Raw genomic sequence first — 21,048 nt, 5'->3', positions numbered from 1 at the left:
TTTGTAATGAAAGGGGGGCTGCACTGCGGCAGTTTAGCGCAGCCAAAAGTCGTAGAGTTACAGGAACTTAACGGGATTTCGGTGACGGGCGCCGAAAGCGCCTACGAAGATTTTGCGTCTTCGGACATCAACGCGGCGAGGCGCGCCTTTTCGTCCGGCGTGAGCGGCGGAACCGGTGCATCTGCATCGCTGCGAGAGCGGCGGCGATTTTGCCGCCACAGCGCAAAGCCGCCACCGGCCAGCAGCAACGGCGCAAGCAGCCACAGCAGCATGGTCTTCCGTTCGAAGCGCGGCTTCAGCAGCACGAACTCGCCGTAGCGCGCGACCAGGAAGTCGAGCACCTGCGAATTGCTGTCGCCGGCCGCGATCCGCTCACGCACGAGCAGCCGCAGGTCGCGCGCGAGCGGCGCGTCGGAATCGTCGATCGACTGGTTCTGGCAGACCATGCAACGCAGCTCGCGCGACAATTCGCGCGCACGAGCCTCCTTGGCGGGATCCGACATGATCTCGTCGGGCTGCACGGCGTGCACTGCAGGCCAAGCCAGCAGCATCAGCGCGACGATCGCGGCGATCACCCGGCGCATCGGCTCACTCCGCCGGCTGCAGGCTTTGCTTGGCCCGCGCCGGTTTCGGCGCGCCGACCCGCAGGCGCCGGTCGGACAGCGACAGCATGCCGCCGAACGCCATCAGCACAGGCCCCCACCAGATCATCAGCACCAGCGGCTTGTGATAAATTCGCACGGCGATCGCGCCATCGGCGGTGACGTCACCGAGCGAGATGTAGAGCTGGCTGGCGCCGCGGGTCAGCAGCGCCGCCTCAGTCGTCGAGGAGCCACGTGTCGTAAAGCTGCGCTTCGACGGCGTCATGACGCTGAGCGCCTCGCCGCCCCTGGTAACGTTGAACTGGGCGATCATCTCGCGGTAGTTCGGCCCCTGCCGCTCGAGCAGACCATCGAGCTTCAGATCATAGCCGGCGACCTGTGCCACGTCGTTCGGCTTCATGGTCGCAATATACTCGCTATTCCAGGTGGTCTCACAGACGATCCCGATCAGCGCGATGCCGAGACCGGCATGTGCAAACGCGGTGCCCCAGGCCGAGCGCGGCAGGCCGCGAGCGCGGCGCAACGTGGTCGTAAACGGCAGACGAAACAGGCCGGTTCGCTCAGCCATGTCAGTCACGACGCCGGCGATGACGAAGACACCAAGTCCGATCGCCAATGGGGCCAGCGCGCTGCCGCCACGGGTCCAGGCCCAGACAATGGCAATCACGACGAGACCCGCGACGCCGGCCGCAAGCAGCCGCTGGGTGACGCCGAGCAGATCACCGCGTTTCCATGCCAGCATCGGCCCGAACGGCACAGCAAGCAGCAGCAGCACGAACAGCGGCACGAAGGAGAGATTGTAGAAGGGCGCGCCGACCGACATCTTGAAATCGGCAAGCACTTCCATCGCCAGCGGATAGAGCGTTCCGAACAGCACGACGGCGCAGGCCACCGTCAGCAGCAGGTTGTTCAGTACCAGCGCACCCTCGCGCGAGATCGGTGCGAACAGGCCACCTTGCTTCAACGATGTCGCGCGGCCCGCGAACAGCGAGAGGCTGCCGCCGATGAACAGACAGAGGATCAGCAGGATGAAGACGCCGCGGGTCGGATCATTGGCGAAGGCGTGGACGGAGGTGATGACGCCCGAACGCACCAGGAAGGTGCCGAGCAGCGACAGTGAGAAGGTCAGGATCGACAGAAGGATGGTCCAGACCTTGAGCGCGTTGCGCTTCTCCATCACCAGCGCCGAGTGCAGCAGCGCCGTGCCGGCCAGCCACGGCATCAGCGAGGCGTTCTCGACCGGATCCCAGAACCACCATCCGCCCCAGCCAAGCTCGTAATAGGCCCAATAGGATCCCATCGCGATGCCGAGAGTCAGGAAAATCCAGGCGACCAGCGTCCACGGCCGCACCCAGCGCGCCCAGGCCGCATCGATGCGTCCCTCGATCAGCGCCGCAATCGCGAAGGAGAACGAGATCGAGAAGCCGACATAGCCGAGATAGAGCATCGGCGGATGCACGGCGAGACCGATATCCTGAAGCACCGGATTGAGATCGCGTCCCTCGATCGGCGGATTGGCGATGCGCAGGAACGGATTCGAGGTGATCAGGATGAAGAGATAGAAGGCGCTGGCGATCCAGGCCTGAACTGCCAGCACGTGCGCGCGCAGCGACAGCGGCAGATTGTTGCCGAAGGCCGCGACCAGGCCGCCGAACAGCGCCAGGATCGACACCCACAGCAGCATCGAGCCTTCATGGTTTCCCCACACGCCGGTGATCTTGTAGATCAGCGGCTTCATGGAGTGCGAATTCTCGTAGACATTGGCGACGGAGAAATCCGAGTTCACGTGCAGCGTCACGAGCGCAACGAACGACGCCCCCACGAACAGGAGCTGCGCCAGCGCGGTGGAGCGCGCCACGTTCATCAGCGCGGGATCGCGCAAGCGCGCGCCGATGATCGGCACGAAGGACTGGATCAGTGCCAGCGCGAGCGCCAGCACCAGCGCGTAATGTCCGGCTTCTGCGATCACCGCACCGCTCCCTGCGAATTGCCCTGCGCCGTCGTGGCAGCAGGCTTGGGGCCACCAGAAGCCTGGGCGCCGTAATCGTCCTTCCAGTGCCCCTGCTTCTTCAGGGCGTCGGCGACGTCCTTGGGCATGTAGGTCTCGTCGTGCTTGGCGAGCACCGTGTCGGCCTTGAACACGCCGTTGGCATCGAGCGCGCCTTCGGCGACGACGCCCTGCCCTTCGCGGAACAGATCGGGCAGAATGCCCTTGTAGGCGACGGGCAGCTTGGCGCCGCCGTCGGCAACTTCAAACGTCACGGCGAGGTTGTCGCCGCGCTGGAGCGAGCCCGGCTGCACCAGGCCGCCGAGGCGAAAGCGCTTGCCCGGCTGGACGTGCTTTTCGGCCACCATGGTCGGGGTCGAGAAGAACACGATGGAGTCGCGCAAGGCATTGAGCACCAGCGCGGCCGCAAGCGCGAGAACGGCGAGCGAACCGCCGATGATGGTCATACGTCGCTGCTTGCGCGTCATGGCGTATCCGTTCTTCGCTCGTCTCGTGCTGCAACTGTCATCCGTCGAGCCCGAGCGTCTTGAGGCCTTCGTTGAGCTGGCGCAGCCGCTCGGAATCCTTGGCGACCGCCTGACGTGCATCGCTTGAGGCTCCATGCGCCTTGTCGCGATCACCCATCACGAGATAAGCGCGCACCAGACGCAGCCAACCTTCGACATCGTCGCCGTTCTGCTTGAGGCGCGTGGCGAGTCGCTCGACCATGCCGCGGATCATCGCGTTGCGATCGCCCTCGTTCATCTCCTTGGATGCGGCGATCGTCTGGTCGGACAGTGCCGGCATCGTCACGCCGCCGCCGCCAACTCGCGCAAGCGAGGTCTGCACCAGCGGCCGCCACGGCGCATCCGCCGGTGCCTTCGCCAATAGCGCGCGCCAGATATTGGCCGCGTCATCCTTGCGACCGTCTTGCTCGGCGGCAAGGCCGAGGAAGTAGTTCGCCTTGGGATCGTCGGCATTGAGCGCGTGCGCACGCTCGAACTCGGTCTTGGCTTCGGCCGTCACCACGCCGCTGGCCGCGGCTGCAATGGCTTCGCCGAGATCGGAGCGGCGCTCCGCGCTCTCGCCGTTATAAGTGATCGAACTGCGATAGGCGCGCACCGCCTCGTCGAAGCGGCCAAGCCGCTCCAGCACCGGCGCAAGCACGTTCCAGCCGCGGCCATCGGCCGGATTCTTTTCCAGGTGCTGCTGGACCTGTGCCACGAGATTCTCGAGCGACTGTGCTGTGCCCGACCCGGCGCCGCGTTCGCGCTGTGCCAGCGGGAAGTCACGAAGCGCGGGCGAGCCGAGCGGAACATAGATCGCGACCGCCACCAAAGGCAGGCCGACCAGCGCCAGCACGGCCGCCGCACGGCGCCATTTCAGGCTGGATGCCGGCGCGAGTTCTGCCTCACTGCCGGCCGCCGCGAGCAGCCTGCGGCTGATCTCGACGCGCGCCGCCTCGGCCTCAGGTAGCGCGATCAGCCCCGCGGCGAGATCACGCTCGATCTCGGCCAATTGGTCCTTGTAGACCGCGACTTCGCTGCCTTGAGTTTGATCGCGCCCGCCACGGCCGAGCGGCCAGAGCACGGCGAAAATCGCCGCGACCGTCATCAGCGCGAACACGAACCATAGCGTCATCTGGCAAGCTTCCGGCAGCGCGCGAGCCGCGCCCACAGGTGGCTTTACACCACGGCCGGACGATGCGGCAATTGACAATTGTCAATTCAGCGCGAGCACACACAGTCCCGAAACGGTGACAATCCAACGGCTTAGCCGATCTCGAAGTCCACGCTTCGAGCGGCGTCCTCACCGTGCCCGTTGAGAGCCTTCAGGAAGTATGTTCCCGGCTCGATGGCGTCGGGCAATCTGATGCGCAGCGCCCCGACGGGAACGGGCGATGCAACCCTCGTGACGGTCTCGGGCAGTTGCCGACCGCTTGCCTTCTCAACCAGCACCACCTTCGCGCCAACCATCAATCGTTGATATTTGGCAACAACGACGCGGTTTTCGATTTCGATGGAGCTGATAACGGGTTTCATGCGCCCACAGATAGAAATTCCAGAAGCTTGCACGGCGACCGTAGGGCCCGCAACCGATACCGTCAACTATAAATTGTGATAACGAAAAAATGCGACTGGATCAGCTCGCGCGCGTCGATTTGCGCTCGCCCGTCGCGGCGTTCTCTGCGGCGCGGCTCATCAGCGAAGCGTAATCGTCGCCGAACAGCACCTGGCAGAAACGGATCGCGGCCTGCACCTGCTGCTGGCGATAGGTGCGAACCTTGTGATCGGCGCCGCGTAGCGACTGCACCACCTGCTCGGTCGAGCGTTCGACATATTGCTGGAGGTCGGAATAGGTGCGCAGCGTTACCTCGTTGATTGCGAGCTCGCTGGCATAATTGCGGCAGGTCGCGACGAAGTCGATCAGCGCGACGGTTTCCTCGACCTCGGTGCTGTCGATCCGCGCGCCCGGCGGAATGTCCTTTTCAGGGCGCTGGCGCAGGATGCGGCGAACGCGGCCGGGAACACTGTCGATCTCCGATTGCAGCGCATTGGAGATGTCGGCCCGGATCGAGGTCAGTTGCTTGCCCCAGGCGGAATCGTTGCGCAGGTCGAGCTCAGTGCGCAGGCCGCGGACGCCGTCGTGCAGCGCCTTCAAATTGTCGGCAACCGTTTCGAAATGGCCGCGCTTGATGTCCATGCGCAAATTGGCGGCCACGCGGGCGAGATCGTGCAAGGCCATGGTGACGGCGGCGCCGTAAGGCGTCGCGGCAACGCGGATCTCGTCATCAGAGGCCGCGATCTTGATCGCGAGGCGAATGATCTGCCACGGGGCGGTCATGCGCTGGATCACCACCGACAGTGCGAAGGGCAGCATCTGCGGGGTCTGCAGCACGGGAATGTTGAGCGCAGCGGTCACCGAGGTGATCTGTGGATCGCCGAACGCGCGCAGGAAGCGCGGCAATTTTTCATTGAGCGTGCCGAGGGCCTCGCGAACGCCGAGCACCGCGCCGATCGAATAAAGGTCCTCGATCACGTTGGGCGGCCCGACACGGGCGAGCGCACGTGACTTGTCGCCGCCGCCGGGCCCTGTCAGCTCGAAGATGGCATCCGCGGCCACCGCCTGGAGTTTGAGCGCAAGCGCCTCAACCTGGCCGGAACTGTCTGTTGCCGGCATCCGCGCCAGAGCTGCCTCGAATTCGTTGATCTTGTCCGGGGCCCCGTCGCGGCCCAGCCATTGCCAGATCGGATGCAGCGAGGAGCGACGGATCTGGCCGACCCGGATCGGGGCGCCAGCCTCGACCAGGAAGGGTTCCACGATCTGGAACAGCAGCCGCGACAGGTCGTCGGTGCGCGGCGGCACGGCTTCGTCGGCCTCGGTCTTGCGCACGATCTTGCGCAACTGCTCGAGCACCAGGGTCGCCACGGCCGTATCCTGGCCGCGCTCGAGCGCGCGCTCGAACTCCCGCATCAGCAGCGCCTGCGCCTGCGGCGGGAGCTGCGCGAGATATTCCCTCAGCCGCTCGATCGATGTCTGGCTCATGCGCCCGGGTAATGCACGGTAAAATGGCGGACGTAGGATGCGTCCTCGCCGATCATAGGTGGGTGCGCCTTAAGAAGCCGTTGAGGAAGTTACTCCGAAACCCACCGGTTTCGCGGGGAAGCCCAATTAATCGTTTGGGATCAGAGGATTATATTCCCGGCAACACCAACTCGGCCCGCAGGCCCCCGGTCGGAGCGCTGCCGAGCGACAGGCTGCCGCCATAGAGCGCGGCAAGGTCGGTCACGATCGACAGTCCCAGGCCCGAACCCGGCTTGGATTCATCGAGCCGCTGGCCGCGACGGGAGACCTGGGCGCGCTCGGCCTCGGAAAGACCTCGCCCATCGTCGTCGACGATCAGCCGCAGCCTGGGGGCTGCGCCCGCCTGGGTCGGTGCCTCCACCAAAACCTCGATGAAGACCTGCGAGGCCGCCCATTTGCAGGCGTTGTCGACCAAATTGCCGACCATCTCCTCCAGATCCTGCCGCTCGCCCCGGAATTTCGCCGCCGGATCGGCCTTGACCTCCACCGTGATGCCGCGGCCGCGGTGGATCTTCTCCATGGTCCGCCGCAAGGCCTCGATGGCGGGCGCAACCTCCGTCACGGTGCCGACGATCGAGACGCGGGCCGCGATGCGGGCGCGCTCCAGATGATGGGCAAGCTGGTTGCGCATCACGTCCGCCTGCTCCATCACCTTGGCCGCGAACGGATCGGCCGCATGCGTGCCGGCCTCGTTGACGATCACGGACAGCGGCGTCTTGATCGCATGGGCGAGATTGCCGACATGGGTACGGGCGCGCTCGACGATCTCCCTGTTGGCATCGATCAGCGCGTTGGTCTCGCGGGCGAGCGGTGCGATCTCGACCGGGAATTCGCCCTCGAGCCGCTCCGCCCGGCCGGAGCGGATGTCGGCGATGGACTCCGAGATGCGCTTGAGTGGCGCGAGACCGAAGCGGACCTGGAACACTGTCGTCAGCAGCAGCACGATGCCGAGCGCGGTGAAGGTGCCGCCGAGGTAATAGTCGAAGCTGCGCGTCTCATCGAATATCTCGGTGTCGTCACCGGCGACGCTGACGAGATATTTGCCGTCGGCACCGAGGTCGACGGGACGTTCGACCATGCGCAAATTCTGCCCTTCCGGCCCGTCGACATAGGCCAGGCGAATGCCGGCCGCGGTGAGCTCGGTGCCCTGGTCCTCCAGCTTCGGCAGCTTCTTGTCCCAGAGTGATCGCGACGAGCGCACCTCCGGCTTCTCGGTGTCGGTGCGCGTGATTTGCCAATACCAGCCGGACAGCGGCAGTTCGAACAGGGGCTCGCCGAGCGACTGGAACTGGCGGTCCGGCGGTTCGTCGGGGGTGGCGACCTCTGCAATCAGGGTGCGGAGATAAAGGTTGAGCCGGCGGTCGAAGGCGCGCTCGGTGGCGTTCTTGTAAACCGACGACAGCACGACGCCGGTGATGGCCAGGATCACCACGAGCCAGGCGGTCGCCGACAGGAACAGTCGGTTGGCAAGCGAGCTGGCGGGCATCGGAATGATCCCGGAGGCGCGAGGTGGTGGCATGGCGTCGGCGGTCATGACCGGACCAAGGCCCGTGTCGGGCCGCCCGTCAAGCCCGCATCGACTAGGCGCCGGGTGCCGGCGGCGGGGTCAGGAGATAGCCGAGGCCGCGGACGGTCTGGATGATGTCGACGTCGAGCTTCTTGCGGATGCGGCCGACGAAGACCTCGATCGTGTTTGAGTCGCGGTCAAAGTCCTGGTCGTAGAGATGCTCGACCAGCTCGGTGCGCGACACCACACGCCCCGAATGATGCATGAGGTAGGCCAGAAGCCGATACTCGTGCGAGGTCATCTTGATGGGGTTTCCGGAGACGCTGACCCGGCCGGTACGCGTGTCGAGCGTCACAGGGCCGCAGCTCAATTCGCTCTGGGCGTGGCCGGTGGAGCGGCGCAGCAGCGCGCGGATCCGCGCCAGCACCTCCTCCAGATGGAACGGCTTGGGCACGTAATCGTCGGCACCAGCATCGAAGCCCTGGACCTTGTCGCTCCAGCGGTCGCGCGCGGTGAGGATCAAAACCGGCATGGTGCGGCCGTTGCGGCGCCAGGCCTCCAGCACCGAAATGCCGTCCTTCTTGGGCAGGCCGATATCGAGCACCACGGCGTCATACGGCTCGTTGTCGCCGAGATAGTGCCCCTCCTCTCCGTCGAAGGCGCGGTCGACGACGTAGCCGGCGTCCGTCAGCGCCTTGGTGAGCTGGCGATTGAGATCGGGGTCGTCCTCAACAACAAGCAGGCGCACGCTTCTCTCCAGAAATAGGCCGCATGAACACCACACCACATGAGCAATTTCGGCGTGAACTGAATATGAACGCGGGGAACCGCCTGCGTTACTTTTTGGTCATATACGAATTGGTCTCAGTCGATCTGGTCTCAGTCATCACGACTGCGCCCGCCAAGCCACCGGACGAACCGGCGGCATGGCGGGCGCAATGTGCCGCGTATCGCGGCGAGTCGGAAGATCCGCCCTTCCTGTCGATTGGTCGTCAAACTTGCCGTCAGGTCCGAAAGAACACGAACCAGATGACGGCAAGGATCAGAATCGCAAGCCCGGTCGAGATGGCGAGCAGTGCGGCCACCGATGGCCCCGGTTCGCCTTGGCGCGCCTCGGTCGCAGTTTCGACGATCTGATGCTCCTCGCGCGTGGTTGCCATGATGCCCTCAATCTCTGGATATCGCCTCCGGTGGCCACGACCTCCTCGCGGCCTTGTGTTCGGAGCCAACGCCCGATCCGAATTGATGTTCCGGTTTTTGGGACTGGATCGGCCCGATCCGCGGTGGTCAGTGACTGGTTAACGCAGTTGCAAGATTCCGCTCGAACCTGTGTATGATTCGGTGTTCCCCGATGGTATCTTCATAGGTCTGTCCTCGTTGCGTTTGGAGTAGCCCATGGCCCCCCGCGCCAATTGGAAGGGTTTTCTGCGTCTGTCGCTCGTGACCTGCCCGGTCGCGCTGTATCCGGCCACTTCGGATACCGAGAAGGTCTCGTTCAACCAGATCAACCGCAAGACCGGCCACCGGATCAAGTATCTCAAGGTCGACGCCGAGACCGGTGACGAGGTGACCTCGGAGGACATCGTCAAGGGCTACAAGGTCGACACCGACACCTACATCGAGGTTACAAAGGACGAGCTCGACGACATCGCGCTGGACTCGACCCACACGATCGAGATCGACGAGTTCGTGCCGAAGACCGACATCGACAACCGCTATCTGATCCGTCCCTATTATCTCGTGCCCGACGGCAAGGTCGGCCATGACGCCTTTGCGGTGATCCGCGAGACTATCCGCAGCATGGACAAGGTCGCGATCGGCCGCGTGGTGCTGACCAATCGCGAGCACATCATCGCGCTCGAGCCGCTCGAGAGCGGCTTGATGGGTACGCTGCTTCGCTACCCCTACGAGGTGCGCAGCGAGACCGAGTATTTCGACGACATCCAGGACGTGAAGCTGACGACGGACATGCTCGACCTCGCCAGGCATATCGTCGAGAAGAAGTCCGGCGCTTTCGAGCCCGAACTGTTCGAGGATCACTACGAGACCGCGCTGATCGACCTCATCAACAAGAAGCGCAGCGGTGCGCCGATCGCGGCCAAGTCAACACCGAAGAGCGGCGGCAACGTCATCAATCTGATGGATGCGCTGAAGAAGAGCCTCGCAAGCGAGAAGAACACGGCTCCCGCGGCGAAGGTCGCCAAGGAAACCGCAAAGGAAGCCGCAAAGGCCAAGAAGCCGAAGAAGCGCGTCGAGGGCCAGCGCGAGATGCTGCTGCCGATCTCCGGCAAGGGCGGCAAGGACGCCGCTGCCAAGGAAGCCACGCCCAGGAAGGCCGACAAGCCGGTGCGTGCGACCACACGAACGAAGAAGGCCGGCTGACCGCATCGCATCGCCGAGCGAGCCGTGACGCCTTCCCTCACCGATCGGGCAGACTGACATGCCCTGGTCGACGCCGTTCGACGATCCGATCGGCTTGCGCGGCGGCGCCAAGCTGCGCACGCTGCAAGAAGCCGCAGACTTCATCATGCAACTACCCGAGGCCGAGCAGCAGGAGCCGCGCTGGCAGACCGCGATCGAGATGCTGATCAACGCGGCGGAGACCGGCGGCGGCTGGCTCATATTCGCTCGCATCGGCATGCTGCGCGCGCTGAACGCAGATATCAGGCGTCGATGAGCCGCGCTCGGCATGCCTGCCGATCGGGTGACGAACAGCCTCAACAAATCCTTAAGCGGCTGCGTCACTCGTCGCGCTACGCTGCCATCGTGCCGCACCCGGGTATTCCTACGGGACCCGAAATTAACCGTTGATTCCCCTTGCGCGCACCATGGTCCGGCCATCGGAAAACCAGGGCTCGCACGACCGTGCCGCAGCAGGACGCCAGAAAGAACTATATCGGCCTCGTGAGTGACACGACCGAGGACGAGCGCATCGCCGACGCGGCGGTGCGGGCGCGGCCGCATGTCGTGAGCTATCTGGTCGGACGCCTCGCGGCCGCGCTGGGACGACCTTCCAAGGCTGCTCCCGGACGCACCACCACGAGTTGAGGCGCACCTGCTTCTGCTCATTTGAATTGGATAGTGAAACCTTGGCTTAACGGCTGTCACGTTAAGACACATCCGGCCGGGTCGGCCGCAACCCGCCTTTTTTGATGCGCGAAAAGCGCCTCGTCGATCACTTTACCACTTTGATAACGCCGCGCGCCTACATTGGACCGGATGAACAGGAGTTGGCGATGACTTTGCTCAGGTCTTTTCTTGCCGATGAGAGTGCCGCCACCGCGATCGAATATGGCCTGATCGCCGCCGGCATCGCGCTCGCCATCGTGACCGTCGTGACCAACACGGGCAGCGTCCTCCTGAGCAACAAGTTCAACTCGATCAGCGCGGCCACGAAGTAAGACCACCGCCTCGTCATTACGACCGAAACGACGAAGCAATCCAGAATCCCTCCGCGGAGAGACTCTGGATTGCTTCGCTGTGCTCGCAATGACTGAGAATGCAGCGAACGTCATCGCTCTCTCGAGCGGCAACTTTCTCTCCGGACACGCCTTCGCGCTCTCGCGGCCTGTTTCGGCCGAGCTTTGCCGCTTTGTCGCCCCTTCCAAAGCAGGGCCCCGGACGACGGTACGCTCGATCTAGGCCACGGCGCTTGGACGGCCATGTCAGTCCTGATAGTCTCCACGGCGTAGCTTGACGAGCCATACTGTCGATCATTGAACCAGAACCGTTTGAAGGACGCCGATGAGACTCACGATTCTCCTGGCTCTCAGCCTCATGTTGATCGGCATCTGGTCGCAAGACAGTGCGCAAGGACAGAGTTCCGCCACGCCTCCGGTTTCCCTCACCCCTCCCAACGCATCTCCGCCGCATGCGAGCACCAAGAACTCAAAGCCCAGGCGCGAGCCGGCAGTGGTGACGAACGACAGAACCCCGTCGGCCAGAGAGCCGTCTCCACCCGTGATCGGCGGGCCCGCGGCAATGCCGAATCCGGCCGCCGACTACGATGGCTTCAGCGCCAGTCCGGATGACAGTGACGCACCCAGCCAGGTAACGCCACCCGCGAGGCCTCGCGCAGCAAAGGACTCCGGCCTCGACGCCCAGACGTTGGTCGATCAGGAAGACGAGGCGTTGAAGCGCAAGCTGACGATTTGCAAGAATTGCAAATAGAGGGCTGGCAGCTGCATAGCTGACCCACGCCGACTGTCGCGCGCTCGCGCTTTACGCTCCAGGCAATTCCTGATCCTCTCTCATCCAATCAGCCGGATCAACCGGCCTGCGAGGGAGAGAGACGCCATGAAGCTCGGCACCGCCATTGCGGAAATCATGCGGCGCGAGGGGATCGAGATCCTCTGCGGTTATCCCGTCAATCATCTGATCGAGCACGCGGCGAAGGCCGAGATCCGTCCCGTGATGGTGCGGCAGGAGCGCGTCGGCGTGCACATGGCGGACGCGATCTCACGCGTCACGTCGGGACGTACGATCGGGGCGTTCTGCATGCAGCATGGGCCCGGCGCGGAGAATGCGATGGGCGGCGTCGCACAGTGCTTTGGCGAATCCGTTCCCGTGCTGGTGCTGCCGATGGGCTACCAGCGCCGGCTTGCGCATATCGAGCCGAACTTCAATTCCAGCGAGGCGATGAAGCCGTTTGCGAAATCGTCCGAGCCGATCATCCTCGCGGCCGAGGTCGCCAACATCTTCCGACGCGCCTTCACCAGGCTGAAGAACGGCCGCGGCGGGCCGGTCATCGTGGAAATTCCCGCCGACATGTGGAACGAGGAGGTGCCGGAGCCGCTGAACTACACGCCGGTGCTGCGCACGCGCTACGGCGCCGATCCCGTGCATGTGAAGGAAGCCGCTCACCTGCTCGTCAACGCCAAGCGTCCGGTGATTTATGCCGGCCAGGGTGTGCACTATGCGCAGGCATGGCCGCAATTGAAGCGGCTCGCGGAACGGCTTGCCATTCCCGTTACCACCAGCCTGGGGGGCAAATCGTCATTTCCGGAGACGCATCCGCTCTCCCTCGGCTCCGGCGGCCTCGCCGTGCCGCGCGCGGTGCCGGAATTTCTGGGCGAAGCCGACGTCATCTTCGGCATCGGCTGCTCGTTCACGGAAACCAGCTTTGGCATCGCGATGCCGAAGGGCAAGACCATCATCCATTCGACGCTTGATCCCAACCATCTCAACAAGGATGTCGAAGCGAGGATCGGCCTCGTCGGCGACGCAGGGCTGGTGCTCGATGCGCTGCTGGAGGAGATCAACAAGACCGTCACCGCCGATCGCGATGCATCGGCTGTGGCGGCCGAGATCGCGGCCTCGCACAAGGAGTGGCTCGCAAAATGGATGCCGAAGCTCACCAGCGATGACGCACCGTTGAGCCCGTATCGCGTGCTGTGGGACCTGCAACACACCGTCGACATCGACAACACCATCATCACCCATGATGCCGGCAGCCCGCGCGACCAGCTCTCGCCGTTCTGGAAAGCGGTGACGCCGCTCTCTTATCTCGGCTGGGGCAAGACGACGCAGCTTGGCTACGGCCTTGGCCTCGCGATGGGCGCAAAGCTCGCAAGGCCCGACAAGCTCTGCATCAATGTCTGGGGCGACGCAGCCATCGGCTTCACGGGCATGGATTTCGAGACCGCAGTGCGCGAGCGCATCCCGATCATGTCGATCCTGCTCAACAATTTCTCGATGGCGATCGAACTGAAGGTGATGCCGATCTCGACCGAAAAGTATCGCTCGACCGACATTTCCGGCGACTATGCCGCGATGGCGCGCGCCTTCGGCGGCTATGGCGAACGGGTGACGAAGCCGGAGGACATCATCCCCGCGATCAAGCGCGGCATCCAGAAAACGAGGGAAGGCGTGCCGGTGCTGCTGGAGTTCATCACCAGCAAGGAGACCGAGGTGTCGCGGCCCGGTACCTGAGGCAGCCTGCGAGGCTGCGGGCGCTGGCTCCCGCCGCAGGAGATGTGATAATCCGGCCCGGTGCCGTGCATGCCGCGGCATTCAGCCGGAATGTGCATGACCACTCCTTCCAACGACATCGCCGGGATCGACGACCTCAAGCGGCAATTGCAGTCCGCCGAGGCCGAGAACGCGCGGCTGCGCGATCGGCAAAACGCCAGCGCCGAGATCCTGCGCACCATCGCGGCCTCTCCGTCGGATGCCCGGCCCGTCTTCGAGGCGATCGCATCGAGCTCAAAACGCCTGCTCGGCGGCTTCTCCGCGACCGTGCTCCAGTTCATCGGCGACGAGTTGCATCTGGTGGCGTTTACGCCGACAAGCCCGGAGGGCGACAAGGGACTGAAGGCGTCATTCCCGCGACGGATCGAGGATTTTCCGACCTTTGCACTGGTGCGCGGTGGCGAGACGATCCAGTTTCCCGACAGCGAGGCTGCCGACGTCCCGGAGCTGAACCGCGACCTGGCGCGGCTGCGCGGCTTTCGCAGCGTGCTCTTCATGCCGCTGATGAACCGCGGCACCGCCGTCGGCATGATCAGCGTCACGCGCACCGAGACCGGAGCGTTCGCGCCCGACCTCGTGCAACTGCTCCAGACCTTCGCCGACCAGGCCGTGATCGCGATCGAGAATGCGCGGCTGTTCAAGGAGACGCGCGAGACGCTGGAGCGCCAGACCGCTACCGCCGACATCCTGAGGGTGATGGCGGCTTCACCCTCCGACGTGCAGCCGGTGTTCGATGCCATCGCTGCCAATGCCAACCGGCTGATCGGTGGCTTCTCCACCGCCGTGCTGCGCTATATCGACGGCGCCGCGCATCTTGCGGCGTTCACGCGCGGAGACCCCGAGGGCGACCGCGTGCTGCAAGCATCGTTCCCGGTGCCAGTCGCGCAATTTCCGGCCTATCAGCTCACGGCCAATGGAGAATCCGCACAGCTGCCCGACACCGAGCTCGAGCCGGCCGCCCGCGACATCGCGCGCGCCCGCGGCTTTCGCAGCATGCTGTTCACGCCGCTGATGAGCGAAGGCGAAGCCAAGGGCGTCATCATCGCGACGCGGCGCACGACGGGCAATTTCGCCGAGCATCATGTGCGGCTGCTGCAAACCTTCGCCGACCAGGCGGTGATCGCGGTCAAGAATGTCAGCCTGTTCAACGCCACCAGGGAGGCGCTGGAACGGCAGACCGCGACCGCTGACATTCTCAAGGTGATCGCCGCTTCGCCCGCCGATGTCACGCCGGTGTTCCAGGCGATCTCCGACAGCGCCAAGGCGCTGGTCGGCGGACATTCCTCCACGGTCACCCGCGTCATCGACGGCAAGCTGCATCTGGCCGCCTTCACCACCGACAACGAAGCCGGCAATGCCGAGTTGCTCAGCACGTTTCCGGCGCCGCTGGCCTCGTCAGGCATTCACAGCCGCGTCGCAATCAGCGGTGAGTACGCCTTCCGCAGCGACATGCAGAACGAGCCAGACCTGACCGAGGGCATGCGGGAGCTGGCACGGACGCGCGGCTATCGCAGCATCCTCGTCATCCCGATGCTGCGCGACGGCATTGCGATCGGCACCATCGGCGTGACCCGGCCCGAGGCCGGCTCATTCCCGGACAAGGCGATCAGCCTGCTCAAGACCTTTGCCGACCAGGCCGTGATCGCGATCGAGAACACGCGGCTGTTCAACGAGGTGCAGGACCGCACGCGGGAGCTCGCGAAATCGCTCGACGATTTGCGCGCGGCGCAGGATCGGCTGATCCAGACTGAGAAGCTGGCCTCGCTCGGCCAGCTCACCGCCGGCATCGCGCATGAGATCAAGAATCCGCTCAACTTCGTGAACAATTTCGCCGCGCTGTCGGCCGAGCTGACGGACGAGCTGAACGATATGCTCGCGCCCGTCCCGCTCGGCGACGATGTCCGCAACGATGTCGACGAGTTGACGGGCATGCTGAAAGACAATCTGCAAAAGGTCGTGCAGCACGGCAAGCGCGCCGATTCCATCGTCAAAAACATGTTGCTGCATTCGCGCGAAGGCGGCGGAGAGTATCGCTTGAGCGACATCAACGCGCTGGTCGAAGAGAGCCTCAACCTCGCCTATCATGGCGCGCGCGCCGAGCAGCCGCAGCTCGACGTCACGCTGATGCGCGCGTTCGATCCGGCGGCAGGCTCGGCCGAGGTGTTCCCGCAGGAGATCACGCGGGTGCTGCTGAATCTGGTCTCGAACGGGCTTTATGCGGTGGCCAAGCGCCAAGCGGGTGCCGACGCCAGTTTCGAGCCGGTCGTGACCGCCACGACCCGTGACCGCGGCGATGCGATCGAGATCCGCATCCGCGACAACGGCACCGGCATTCCCGATGAGGTGAAGGCGAAGATGTTCAACCCGTTCTTCACCACCAAGCCGGCCGGCGAAGGCACCGGCCTCGGGTTGTCGATGAGCCACGACATCGTCGTGAAGCAGCACGGCGGCACGATCGACGTCGCGACCAGGCCCGGTGCGTTCACCGAGTTCACGATCGTGCTGCCGCGGAAGAGCGATTTTGCGGACGGTGGCGGCTAACGCCCTACTCCGCCATCTCGACGGCCTGTGTGGTGGTGGGACCGGCGAGCGGCCGCTCCTCCATCATGATCAGGCAGAGCGCGGCGGTGGTCATCAGCGCGGTCGCAGCCGCAAAGACGTAGCGGAAGGCGTGCCGCATATCCTCGGCCGGGATCGCCGGGATGCCACCTGCGGCGTGATGCTCGCCGGCCAGCGGAATGTCGGCACCGAGGGCAATCAGCAGGATGGCAGCGAACGCGGCGACCGTGAACGAGGACATCAGCGAGCGAAAGAAGTTCATCGCGCCGGTTATGGTGCCGACCTGCGGTCGGTCCACTGAATTCTGCAGCGAGACCACGCAGACCGGGAAGGTGGTGCCGAGGCCGAGCGCGAACGCGGCCATCAGCGTCAGCAATCCCCACAGTGGCAGCGTGGTGACGGTGAGGCCGAGGGCGCAGATCGCGGCCCAGGAAGTGCCGATGATGGCGACGCGCTTGTAGTGCTTGGCACGCGCCATGGTACGGCCGGCGATCGCGGCACCACAGGTCGAGACCGCGGCGAGCGGGATCAGCGCTAGGCCAGCCTCGCTGGCGCTGAGGTGATAGACCGACTCGTAATAGAGCGGCAGCTGCACGGTGAGACCGGTGATGGCGCCGAGGCCGCAACCGCCTGCGGTCAACGCGAAGGGTGCGACCGATCCCGTCAGCAGTTTGAGCGGCAGGAACGGCTCGTCCGATCGGCGTGCGTGCCAGACGAAGGTGATCGCGAGCGCGACGGCGCCGCCCACCATCGACAGCACGGTCGGCGAAAGCCAGGGATAACGCGTCCCGCCCCACGTCAGCACGAGCATGAACACGACGGCGGAGGCCATCAGCAGCACGCCGCCGAGCCAGTCGACCTTGCGCTTGCGGTGGAACACCGGGATCTTCTTCATCTTCGGCAACAGCATCACGAGAGCTGCGGCTGCGAGCGGCAGATTGATCCAGAAGATCATCGACCAGTGCAGATGCTCGGCGAACACGCCCCCGATGACGGGGCCCAAGATGCCGCCGACCATCCAGACGCTGGAGAAATAGGCTTGATATTGCCCGCGCTCTCGCGGCGAGACGACATCTGAGATCACGGTCTGCACGACCGGCATGATGCCGCCGCCGCCGAGTCCCTGGAGACCGCGTGCAAGGATCAGCATCGGCATGCTCGGTGCGATCGCGCACAGGATCGAGCCGGCGATGAACAGGCTCAGCGAGACGATGATCATGACCTTGCGGCCGTAGATGTCGCTCAGCGTCCCGAATACCGGCGCAACCGCGGTCGAGGCGAGCAGATAGGCGGTGATCACCCAGGACAGGTTCGAGACGTCCTGGAACTGACGACCGATGGTCGGCAGCGCGGTGGCGACAATGGTCTGGTCGAGCGCGGCCAGGAACATCGTCAGCATCAGGCTGATGACGATGGTGCGGACCTCGTCCTGGGACAGCGCTGCCGGCGGCGAGATTGGCGGTGCGTCGCTGATGCTGATGACCTCGCCCGGAAGGCGGGTCAGTTCCTCGGCGATATCATCGGGCAATGTCTGGATATCGGCAGACTGGCTGCTCTGCCGTGTGAACTGGTTCATCTCGGGCTGTCAGATCGAGCGTGATGCGGGGCAATGCCGCGAAGGATTCGTTCTATGAAGCCAATCTAGACAGCAAAGTTCTTCTCAGGCAGGCACCGCGGCGCATGGGTGCATCCCGCACCGCGGTCATCCCGAACAAGTGATCTGCGGCAGTGGACGGATCAGTCCTTGGGACGTCGCTTCAGGCGTGCCTGTTTCGGCAGCTGACCGGGCCATTGCACGAGATTGTGCTCGAGCTGATCGTCCGGAATCTCGACCTCGGTGCCCGCAACCCGACCGCGCACGGAGACGCCGGCCTCGTGCACCGTATTGGGATCGCCGGAGACCAGCGGATGCCACCAATAGAGATCGCGCCCTTCGGCAACCAGCTTGTAGCCGCAGCTCGGCGGCAGCCACTTCAGACCCCGGACGCTTTCGGGGGTCATCACAACGCAGTCCGGAACGAAGTCGAAGCGATTCGCGTAGCTCTTGCAGCCGGCCGAGCAGGAATCGAGCAACTTGCAGCTGACATCGGTAAAATAGATCTCGCCGGTATCCTCGTCTTCGAGCTTGTTGAGGCAGCAGCGGCCGCAGCCGTCGCACAGGCTCTCCCATTCGGCCGTCGACATCTCCTCCATCTTCTTGGTTTTCCAGAAGAATCCATCTTGGTCTGAAGGTCGTTTGGGAGCTGCGGTCATGCGCCTATTACGATTCGAAATAACTACGGCCAGCGTCATCTAGGGCGTGCGCCCGTCAGGCTGCAAGGAACGCCCCGAAAAGGCCCGTAATGAACCGGGGTTCAATTAGGCCTGTTGTTCAAAATTGCGAGCCTGACCATTGGTTTATAGGCCCCGCTCGGCTAGAAGAACAGCAAGTCCCCTCGGATGCGAAACGGGCGCCTTGGGTTTGCCGCAACAATCCCGCAAGACGTCTCGATGCCGCCCCGGCCGGGTGCTTGGACGCTTTCGCAGCGAGCCTCAAGGGTTCTAGGTGGTCCAGAACACACCATCCAACTGGAAGAGCAGAGTCCGGAACTTCTTTCTGGATCTCGATGCGCGCATCGACTCCTCTCTGTTTTCTTCGGCCAAGGGCATCCGCGAGCTCTACGAGCGCTACTCGACCTTCATGGACCGCTTCTATGTCGGGCGGTGGAAGCGCTGGGTCTTCATCGAGCCGCTGTCGGAGGCCGCAACGATCGGCCTCGGCGGCATGGTGCTGATGCTGGTCCTCGCCATCCCCGCCTTCCGCGAGACGGCGGACGAGGACTGGCTGAAGAAGTCCGATCTCGCGGTGACGTTCCTTGATCGCTACGGCAACCCGATCGGCAGCCGCGGCATCAAGCATAACGACTCGATCCCGCTGGAAGATTTTCCTGACGTGCTGATCAAGGCGACGCTCGCCACCGAAGACCGCCGCTTCTACGAGCATTTCGGCATCGACATCGCCGGCACGGCGCGCGCGCTGGTCACCAACGCCCAGGCCGGCGGCGTCCGCCAGGGCGGCTCCTCGATCACGCAGCAGCTCGCCAAGAATCTGTTCCTGAGCAACGAGCGCACCATCGAGCGCAAGATCAACGAAGCGTTCCTCGCGGTTTGGCTCGAATGGCGACTGACCAAGAACGAGATTCTCAAGCTCTATCTGGATCGCGCCTATATGGGCGGCGGTACCTTCGGTGTCGACGGCGCGGCGCATTTCTACTTCAACAAGTCGGCGCGCGACGTGACGCTTGCCGAGGCCGCGATGCTCGCCGGCCTGTTCAAGGCGCCGACGAAATACGCGCCTCACATCAACCTGCCCGCTGCGCGTGCCCGCGCCAACGTCGTGCTCGACAACCTCGTCGATGCCGGCTTCATGACCGAGGGCCAGGTGTTCGGCGCCCGCCGCAATCCCGCCTTCGCGGTCGACCGCCGCGACGAGGCGTCGCCGAACTATTATCTCGACTACGCCTTCGACGAGATGCGCAAGCTGGTCGACACCTTCCCGAAGTCCTACACCGAGCGCGTCTTCGTCGTTCGCCTCGCGATCGACACCAACGTGCAGAAGGCGGCCGAAGACGCGATCGAAAACCAGTTGCGCCAGTTCGGCCGCGACTATCACGCGACGCAGGCGGCAACCGTCGTTTCCGATCTCGACGGCGGCATCCGCGCCATGGTCGGCGGCCGCGACTACGGTGCCAGCCAGTTCAACCGCGCGGTCGATGCCTATCGCCAGCCCGGCTCGTCGTTCAAGCCTTACGTCTACACCACCGCGCTCCTCAACGGCTTCACGCCGAATTCGATCGTGGTCGACGGCCCGGTCTGCATCGGCAATTGGTGCCCGCAGAACTATGGCCATTCCTATTCCGGCCCGGTGACGCTGACGCAGGCGATCACGCGCTCGATCAACGTCGTGCCCGTGAAGCTCTCGATCATGATCGGCCAGAAGGAACAGCCGAAGGCGCCGAACCCGGCCAAGATCGGCCGCGCCAAGATCGTCGAGGTCGCGCGCCGCTTCGGCCTCAAGGCGCCACTGCCTGACACGCCGTCGCTGCCGATCGGCTCGGACGAAGTCACCGTTCTCGAGCACGCCGTCGCCTACGCGACCTTCCCGAACCGCGGCAAGGCCGTGACGCCGCATGCGGTGCTCGAAGTGCGCACCGGCGCGGGCGATCTGGTCTGGCGCTGGGACCGCGACGGTCCGAAGCCGAAGCAGGCCATTCCGCCGAACATCGCCGCCGACGTCGCCGGCATGATGAGCCACGTGGTCAGCGAAGGCACCGCGCGCCGCGCGGCGCTCGACGGCATTCCGACCGCCGGCAAAACCGGCACGACGAACGCGTATCGCGACGCCTGGTTCGTCGGCTACACCGGCAATTTCACCTGTGCGGTCTGGTACGGCAACGACGACTACTCGCCGACCAACCGCATGACCGGCGGCTCGCTGCCGGCACAGACCTGGCACGACATCATGGTCGCCGCGCATCGGGGCGTCGAGATCCGCGAGCTTCCCGGCGTCGGCATGGGTCAGAAGTTGCCGCACGAGCAGGTCGCCAACGCGCAGGCCAATGCGGCGCCGAAGGTGCTCGAGACCAAGCCCGGTCCGCCGCCGGTGCTGACCAAGCGCGGCGCCGACATCCTGGTGCGCGTCGAGAAGCTGCTCGACGACGCCGCCAAGACCGCGACCAAATCGACCGAGAACAACAGCCAGCCGGCCAAGCCGGCATCGTCGACGAGCGCGCTCGCCTTCCCGCAGAACTATGCGGCGGAGGAGAACGCGAACGCATCCACCCCGCGCAAGAATTGAT

General features: G+C 64.4%; 18 protein-coding genes. 7 read left to right on the top strand and 11 right to left on the bottom strand.

The features are described from left to right. Positions 1 to 101: 101 nt before the first annotated feature. From JQ631_RS04130 to JQ631_RS04090, 9 genes are all read right to left on the bottom strand, one after another. On the bottom strand, positions 102 to 584 hold the full coding sequence (locus JQ631_RS04130) for a cytochrome c-type biogenesis protein (protein WP_212324240.1): 483 nt from the start codon (positions 582 to 584) through the stop codon (positions 102 to 104). A 4-nt stretch (positions 585 to 588) separates the two neighbouring features. Then, positions 589 to 2,571: a heme lyase CcmF/NrfE family subunit gene (locus JQ631_RS04125; RefSeq protein ID WP_212324239.1), complete on the bottom strand. Its 1,983-nt coding sequence runs from the start codon at positions 2,569 to 2,571 to the stop codon at positions 589 to 591. Beyond that, positions 2,568 to 3,077 carry a cytochrome c maturation protein CcmE gene (gene ccmE, locus JQ631_RS04120; protein ID WP_212324238.1) on the bottom strand — a complete coding sequence of 170 codons (510 nt, stop codon included), beginning with the start codon at positions 3,075 to 3,077 and terminating at the stop codon, positions 2,568 to 2,570. Before ccmE ends, JQ631_RS04125 begins: the two co-directional genes overlap by 4 nt. 37 nt (positions 3,078 to 3,114) lie before the next feature. Beyond that, the gene (ccmI, locus tag JQ631_RS04115) at positions 3,115 to 4,230 is read right to left on the bottom strand and encodes a c-type cytochrome biogenesis protein CcmI (RefSeq protein WP_212324237.1); all 1,116 of its coding nucleotides are present in this window, start codon (positions 4,228 to 4,230) and stop codon (positions 3,115 to 3,117) included. A 131-nt stretch (positions 4,231 to 4,361) separates the two neighbouring features. After that, on the bottom strand, positions 4,362 to 4,631 hold the full coding sequence (locus JQ631_RS04110) for a hypothetical protein (protein WP_212324235.1): 270 nt from the start codon (positions 4,629 to 4,631) through the stop codon (positions 4,362 to 4,364). Between the two features lie 100 nt (positions 4,632 to 4,731). Next, the gene (locus JQ631_RS04105; protein ID WP_212324233.1) at positions 4,732 to 6,135 is read right to left on the bottom strand and encodes a hypothetical protein; all 1,404 of its coding nucleotides are present in this window, start codon (positions 6,133 to 6,135) and stop codon (positions 4,732 to 4,734) included. A gap of 148 nt (positions 6,136 to 6,283) precedes the next feature. After that, positions 6,284 to 7,660: a sensor histidine kinase gene (locus tag JQ631_RS04100; RefSeq protein WP_212324231.1), complete on the bottom strand. Its 1,377-nt coding sequence runs from the start codon at positions 7,658 to 7,660 to the stop codon at positions 6,284 to 6,286. A 94-nt stretch (positions 7,661 to 7,754) separates the two neighbouring features. Continuing rightward, positions 7,755 to 8,429 (bottom strand): response regulator transcription factor, encoded by a 675-nt coding sequence (locus tag JQ631_RS04095; RefSeq protein WP_212324229.1) that lies wholly within the window; start codon positions 8,427 to 8,429, stop codon positions 7,755 to 7,757. Positions 8,430 to 8,685: 256 nt separating this feature from the next. Then, the gene (locus JQ631_RS04090) at positions 8,686 to 8,841 is read right to left on the bottom strand and encodes a hypothetical protein (RefSeq protein WP_194476763.1); all 156 of its coding nucleotides are present in this window, start codon (positions 8,839 to 8,841) and stop codon (positions 8,686 to 8,688) included. 235 nt (positions 8,842 to 9,076) lie between these two features. Here JQ631_RS04090 and ku point away from each other — a divergent pair, with 235 nt between their 5' ends. The 6 genes from ku (at position 9,077) to JQ631_RS04060 (ending at position 16,192) form a co-directional block, all read left to right on the top strand. Further along, a complete protein-coding gene (gene ku / locus JQ631_RS04085; RefSeq protein WP_212324227.1) occupies positions 9,077 to 10,063 on the top strand; it encodes a non-homologous end joining protein Ku in 987 nt (328 codons plus the stop codon). Between the two features lie 58 nt (positions 10,064 to 10,121). Next, positions 10,122 to 10,358 carry a hypothetical protein gene (locus JQ631_RS04080; RefSeq protein ID WP_212324224.1) on the top strand — a complete coding sequence of 79 codons (237 nt, stop codon included), beginning with the start codon at positions 10,122 to 10,124 and terminating at the stop codon, positions 10,356 to 10,358. 188 nt (positions 10,359 to 10,546) lie between these two features. Then, the gene (locus JQ631_RS04075) at positions 10,547 to 10,729 is read left to right on the top strand and encodes a hypothetical protein (RefSeq protein WP_212324223.1); all 183 of its coding nucleotides are present in this window, start codon (positions 10,547 to 10,549) and stop codon (positions 10,727 to 10,729) included. Positions 10,730 to 10,917: 188 nt separating this feature from the next. Further along, a complete protein-coding gene (locus JQ631_RS04070; protein WP_212324222.1) occupies positions 10,918 to 11,082 on the top strand; it encodes a Flp family type IVb pilin in 165 nt (54 codons plus the stop codon). Positions 11,083 to 11,947: 865 nt separating this feature from the next. Next, a complete protein-coding gene (locus tag JQ631_RS04065) occupies positions 11,948 to 13,612 on the top strand; it encodes a thiamine pyrophosphate-requiring protein (protein ID WP_349644999.1) in 1,665 nt (554 codons plus the stop codon). Between the two features lie 96 nt (positions 13,613 to 13,708). Then, positions 13,709 to 16,192, top strand: a complete 2,484-nt coding sequence (locus tag JQ631_RS04060) for a GAF domain-containing sensor histidine kinase (RefSeq protein WP_212324220.1) — start codon at positions 13,709 to 13,711, stop codon at positions 16,190 to 16,192. Between the two features lie 4 nt (positions 16,193 to 16,196). On the opposite strand, the gene JQ631_RS04055 is transcribed toward JQ631_RS04060, so the two are convergent. Beyond that, positions 16,197 to 17,786, bottom strand: a complete 1,590-nt coding sequence (locus JQ631_RS04055; protein WP_212324219.1) for an MDR family MFS transporter — start codon at positions 17,784 to 17,786, stop codon at positions 16,197 to 16,199. Between the two features lie 161 nt (positions 17,787 to 17,947). Further along, entirely contained in the window at positions 17,948 to 18,463 is a 516-nt protein-coding gene (locus JQ631_RS04050) for a YcgN family cysteine cluster protein (protein ID WP_212324217.1), read from the bottom strand. A gap of 292 nt (positions 18,464 to 18,755) precedes the next feature. Between JQ631_RS04050 and JQ631_RS04045 the strand changes: the two genes are divergently transcribed. Then, positions 18,756 to 21,047 carry a transglycosylase domain-containing protein gene (locus JQ631_RS04045; protein WP_212324215.1) on the top strand — a complete coding sequence of 764 codons (2,292 nt, stop codon included), beginning with the start codon at positions 18,756 to 18,758 and terminating at the stop codon, positions 21,045 to 21,047. The last annotated feature ends 1 nt before the right edge of the window (position 21,048 follow it).

Source organism: Bradyrhizobium manausense (assembly GCF_018131105.1).
GTDB lineage: Bacteria > Pseudomonadota > Alphaproteobacteria > Rhizobiales > Xanthobacteraceae > Bradyrhizobium > Bradyrhizobium manausense_B.
Note: the sequence above shows the minus strand (reverse complement) of the source record. Positions and strands in the feature narration are given on the sequence as shown.